At 67.3% G+C, this 5,280-nt stretch carries 1 protein-coding gene; it reads left to right on the forward strand.

What is annotated here, in order from left to right:
* A partial coding sequence (locus CKW37_RS32185; RefSeq protein ID WP_177454512.1) for an autotransporter-associated beta strand repeat-containing protein occupies nt 1-5,280 on the forward strand: 5,280 nt, incomplete at both ends.

Raw genomic sequence — 5,280 nt, forward strand, 5'->3', positions numbered from 1 at the left:
TCAGCGATGCCGGTGGCCTGGCCAACGGCACTTACCGCCTGATCAACTACACCGGCACCCTGAACTACGGCGGTGCCAACCCGGGCATCTTCCCGGCGGATGTGGTGCTCGGGCAGATCACCCTGTCGATGGACAACGTGGCCAAGACGGCCAACATCGTCGTCAACTCGCCGGCCCTGAGCAACCAGTATTGGGACGGCAACACCTCGGTCGCCAACGGCACCATCGAGGGTGGCAGCGGCGTCTGGAACGCGACCAATACCAACTGGACCAAGTCCGGCGGGGCCATCAACGGTGTCTGGACAGGTGTCTCGGCAGTGTTCCAGGCAGCCTCGGGCACGGTGGTCATCGAAGGTTCGCAGAACGTCAGCGCCCTGCAATTCAAGACCGACGGCTACGCGTTGACCGCAGGGACGGCAGGCAGCCTGAACCTGATCAACGGCACGGGTGGTTCGGCGCTGTTCACTGTCGACAACGGCGTCACGGCGCTGATCGAAGCGCCTGTCGGCGGCACCGGCAAACTGCAGAAAAGCGGTACAGGCACCCTGGTCCTCGCCGGTAGCAACAGCTACACCGGTGGCACCTCCCTCAGCGCCGGCACCCTGGTGCTGCGCAATAACAGCGCGCTGGGTAGCAGCGCCCTGAGCCTTGCCTCCGGCACTTACCTGCGCACCGACATCAGCGATGTGCAATTGAGCAATGGCATGGTGTTCTCCGGCGTGTCCAACATTCAGGTCGACGCTGGCACCACCCTGACCCTGAACGGCGCCGTCAGCGGCGCCGGCGGTCTGCTCAAGATCGGGACCGGCACCCTGGCGCTCAATGGCAACAACTCTCAACTGGGCAATATCTGGCTCAACGCCGGTGGCCTGGTACTGGGCAGCAGCAGCGCGCTGGGCGCGGGCGGGCTGAACACGGCCAACGGCACCACGCTCGACAGCAGCCTGCCGGGCGCGCTGATTGGCAACAACGTACTGATCAGCGGCGACCTGACCGTTCTCGGCACCCGCGACATGTCCCTGACCGGCATCGTCTCTGGCTCCGGCAACCTGATCAAGAATGGCGGCAGTGCGCTGAACCTGACCGGCGCCAACACCCTGAACGGCACGGTCACACTGAACCAGGGCACCTTGCGCCTGGGCCAGAACACCTCGCTGGGCAACACCACGCTGACGGTCGGCGGCGCGTCCAGCCTGCAGGCGGCGGCGAATATCGCAGTCAGCAATGCCGTCACGCTCAACAGTGAACTCACCGTGGTCGGCAGTAACGACCTGACCCTTGGCGGCGTGGTGTCCGGCGCCGGCGGGCTGGTCAAGGACGGCAGCGGCAAGCTGACCTTGAGCGGCAACAACCTGTTCCAGGGCAATACCACCTTGAACGCCGGCACCCTGGTGCTGGGCAATGCCAACGCCCTGGGCGCTGGCCGGCTGGATGTCGCCGGGACCGCCGCGCTGGAAAGCAGCAGCGCCTTGACCGTCGGCAACGACGTCGCCATCAGCGGCGACCTGACCGTACAGGGCAGCAACAACCTGACCCTGGACGGTTCCGTTACCGGCATGGGCAGCCTGACCAAGGCCGGCACCGGCACCATGACCCTCAACGGCGGCAACGGGTTCTACGGCATCTACAACATCAATGGCGGTCGCCTGATCAGCAACACCGCCGTCACGCTGGGCGAGCCGAGCGCGATCAATGTCGCGTCTGGCGCCATCCTGCAACTGATCGCGGGTGCTGCCACTGGCCAGCTCAACGGCGCCGGCAACGTGCAGCTCGATGCGGGCGAATTCCGGGTTGACGAGGGCACCTTCAGTGGCGCCCTGAGCGGAAACGGCACGCTCTACAAGAATGGCAGCGGCACACTGCTGCTCAGCGGCAACAGCAACCTGGCCGGGGCGACCACCGTTGCCGGCGGCACCTTGCGGGTCAATGGCAATCTGGGCGGCGGCAGTGTCTCGGTCGAGAACGGCGCAACCCTGGCCGGCAGCGGCGCAGTGGGTGGTGCCGTGACCGTCGCCAACGGCGGCCACCTCGGCCTGGCCGGCGGTTCGGTGCTGACCCTCGGTTCGCTGGTGCTGAACGACACCTCCAACCTCGACGTCGCACTGGGCACTGCCACGGCCGGCGCGGCAGGCCTGGCCAATGTCACCGGCAACCTGACCCTCGACGGCAAACTCAATATTACCGACACCGGCGGTTTCGGCATCGGCGTGTACCGCCTGTTCGATTACGGCGGCTTGCTGATTGACAACGGCCTGCAACTCAACGGGCTGCCGATAGGCGTTCCGGCCAACGAACTGGAACTGCAGAGCAGCGTCGCCAACCAGATCAACCTGGTGGTGGGTGGCTCGGCCGATATCCGTTTCTGGGACGGCAGCCAACTGACCGGCAATGGCACCGTCGAAGGCGGCAGCGGCACCTGGAACAGCATCACCAGCAACTGGACCACCACCAACGCCGGCCTCAACGGCGCCTGGAACAGTTCCTTCGCGGTGTTCCAGGGCACGGCGGGCACCGTCACCGTTGACGGCACTCAAAGCGTCACTGGCCTGCAATTCCTGACCGATGGCTACAGCCTGGAGGGCGGCGCCGCGGACACGCTGCAACTGGTCAACGGCACCAGCGGCTACAGCGCCGTGCGCGTCGACACCGGCAAGACCGCAACGCTGGACGTGGGTCTGGGCGGCAGCGGCATCCTGAACAAACTGGACAGCGGCACCCTGGTGCTCAATGGCGCCAATACCTACAGCGGCGGTACCCTCCTGAGCGCGGGCACCCTGGTGCTGGGCAACAACGCCGCACTCGGCACCGGCAGCCTGCGCGTCAGCGCTGGCACCACGCTGGACAACAACACCGCTGTCAGCGCCGGCAACACCGTGATTCTCGATGGCGACCTGACCCTGGCCGGCAGCAATGACCTGACCCTGACCGGGCAGATCAATGGCAATGGCGGGCTGATCAAGAACGGCGCCAACGCGCTGAGGCTCGATGGCAACAACAGCTACCAGGGCAGCACCGTGCTGAACGGCGGCACCCTGGTGCTGGGCCACAACAAGGCACTGGGCAGCAGCGTGCTCGCGGTCAACGGCGCCAGCACCGTACTCACCGCCGGTGTTTCCGAGCTGAAGAACCGCATCGAACTGGCCAGCAGCCTGACCGTGGGCAACGCCGATCCTCTTCTCCTGAGCGGGCGTATCAGCGGCAACGGCACCCTGATCAAGCAAGGTGTCGGCACCGTCGACCTGACGGGCAACAACGATTTCAGCGGCAGCTACCGCATCGACAATGGCCGCCTCAACCTGTTGGGCAGCACGACCACCGGCACCCCGGCGATCGACATCAGCACCGCCGGCACCCTCGGCGTCGGTGCCAGCAGCGCGGTGGGCCTGCTCAGCGGGCAGGGCGCCATCGCCCTGGAAAACAACAGCGTGCTGACCGTGGCCGGCGGTAATTACGCCGGCGCCATCAGCGGCACCGGCGGCCTGAACAAGGCCGGTCTCGGCATCCTGACCCTGTCCGGCGTCAGCAGCATCAGCGGCGCCACCACGGTGAGCGAAGGCACCCTGTCCGTCACCGGCCAGGGCGTGCTCAGCACCTCTGCGCTGACCGTCGCCAACGGCGCGGGAGTGAGCGGCAACGCCCGCATCGACGCCGCCGTAACCATCGCCGACGGCGGCCACGTGCAGCTCCTGAGCGGTCACACCCTGACCACCGGCGCCTTGACCCTCAACAACGACTCCAACCTCGACGCCTTCCTCGGCGCTGCGGTCGCGGGCCAGGCCGGGATGCTCAAGGTCAACGGCAACCTGGTGCTCGACGGCAAGCTCAACGTCACCGACGCCGGCGGCTTCGGCCTCGGCGTGTACCGCCTGATCGACTACACCGGCAGCCTCACCGACAACGGCCTGGCGATCGGCACGATCCCGGGCGGCCTGGTAGCGGGCGACCTGGAAGTGCAAACCAGCGTCAACAATCAGGTCAACCTGCTGGTCGGCGGCGCTGCGGGCAGCGTGTTGTTCTGGGACGGCAGCGGCGGCGGCACGGGCGCCATCAGTGGCGGCAACGGCACCTGGGGCGGAACCGGCAACAACTGGACCAACGCCAGCGGCAACTTCAACCAGAACTGGAACGACGGCTTCGCCGTGTTCCAGGGCAACACCGGCACCGTCACCGTCGAAGGCACCCAGACCACCACCGGCCTGCAGTTCCTCACCGACGGCTACACCCTGGTCGCGGGCACCGCGGGCGAGCTGAACCTGATCAACGGCTCCACCGGCTATGCCGGCGTGCGCGTGGGCAGCGGCAACAGCGCCACAGTCGATGTCAACCTGACCGGCAGCGCTACCCTGAACAAACTCGAAGCCGGCACCCTGGTGCTGAACGGCAGCAACAGCTACAGCGGCGGCACCCAGCTCAACGGCGGCACCCTGGTCGTCGGCAGCAACGCGGCCCTCGGCAGCGGCACCCTGACCACCGCCGACCTGACCACCCTGGACAGCAACCGCGCGGTGACCCTCGGCAACGCCGTGACCCTCAACGGCGGCCTGATCCTCGCCGGCAGCAACGACCTGAGCCTCACCGGCACCCTCGGCGGCGCCGGCGCCCTGGCGAAGAACGGCAACGCCAACCTGACCCTGAGCGGCAACAACAGCTACAGCGGCGGCACCCTGCTCAACGCCGGCAGCCTGACCCTCGGCCACAACGCCGCGCTGGGCACCGGCGCACTGACGGTCCTCGGCAACACCCGCCTGGACACCACGGCGGATCTGCAAGTGGGCAACGCCATCGCCGTCGCGCAGCAACTGACCCTCGACGGCAGCCACGACCTGACCCTGAGCGGCGCACTCAGCGGCAACGGCGCGCTGATCAAGAACGGCAACGGCCACCTGCTGCTCACCGGCACCAGCACCTACACCGGCACCACCGCGGTCAACGCCGGCGGCCTCACCGTCAACGGCAGCTTCGCCAGCGCCAACGTGCAGGTCGCCAGCGGCGCCAGCCTCGGCGGCAGCGGCAGCATCGCCGGCCAGGTCAGCCTGGCCGACGGCGCCAACCTGAACATCGCCAGCGCCACCGCGCCACTGACCGTCGGCGGCCTGTCGCTGGCCTCCACCAGCAACCTCAACTTCGCCCTGGGCGCACCGGGCAGCGGCACCACCCTGGTCCAATCCAACGGCAACCTGACCCTCGACGGCCTGCTCAACATCAGCAATGCCGGCGGCTTCGGCATCGGCGTCTACCAACTGTTCAGCTACGGCGGCAGCCTGACCAACAACGGCCTGA

The organism is Pseudomonas sp. Irchel 3E13 (assembly GCF_900187455.1).
Taxonomy (GTDB): domain Bacteria; phylum Pseudomonadota; class Gammaproteobacteria; order Pseudomonadales; family Pseudomonadaceae; genus Aquipseudomonas.